At 30.0% G+C, this 633-nt stretch carries 1 pseudogene; it reads right to left on the bottom strand.

Going from position 1 to position 633, the window contains the following annotated elements:
• Nucleotides 1–212: pseudogene (locus tag WYK_RS06435) on the bottom strand (hypothetical protein); the annotation flags it as partial.
• Nucleotides 213–633: the final 421 nt, after the last annotated feature.

Genomic DNA, 633 nt, shown 5'->3' with positions numbered 1-633 from the left:
CATTTCGAAGAGAAATTTGGTGGATTTTTTTCAGATTTTAAATACTCTTTTACTTCTCCAATTTCTCCCCTAATATCTCCACTTTCAACATTTTCCTCAGTTACTATATATGGAACATCGTTATATTGCACAAATTGGTACGCCCACGATGTTTCCGAACCACAACCAGCCAATAAAAGAATAAATAAAATGAAAATTGGTAATGATCTCATTTTATGTTCACCTTCTTTTTTTCTTAAATATACCATTTTTTTCTCGAAACAAATCAAATATTATGTTAACTAAACAATAGATTCATGTCGCTTACATAGTTAAGGCACCCCTAATATTAAGAAACTATATACTTGAGTAAAAAATATTAATTACTGTAATCCTTAAAATTATTTCATTTTAAATAAATTCTTGAAAAAGCCACCTTTATTAGTGGTTTTTTCCTTTTGTAAATATTCCACGGCAAGTAAGAGGTTTAACTATTATATCTGAGAAAATTAGCAGATTGTGCACCATAAAATTCCTCAAATTGGCGGCATTTTGAATGTATGATTCTTACACTAATCATACATTCAAATTCAAATGAAAAAATACCCTTGTTCAACTATCGGGGCAGCATGACTGACATCCACCTCATGGTAA

It is taken from the genome of Peribacillus psychrosaccharolyticus ATCC 23296 (assembly GCF_000305495.1).
GTDB classification, from domain to species: Bacteria; Bacillota; Bacilli; order Bacillales; family DSM-1321; genus Peribacillus; species Peribacillus psychrosaccharolyticus.
This window is presented reverse-complemented; position numbering and strand designations above follow the sequence as displayed.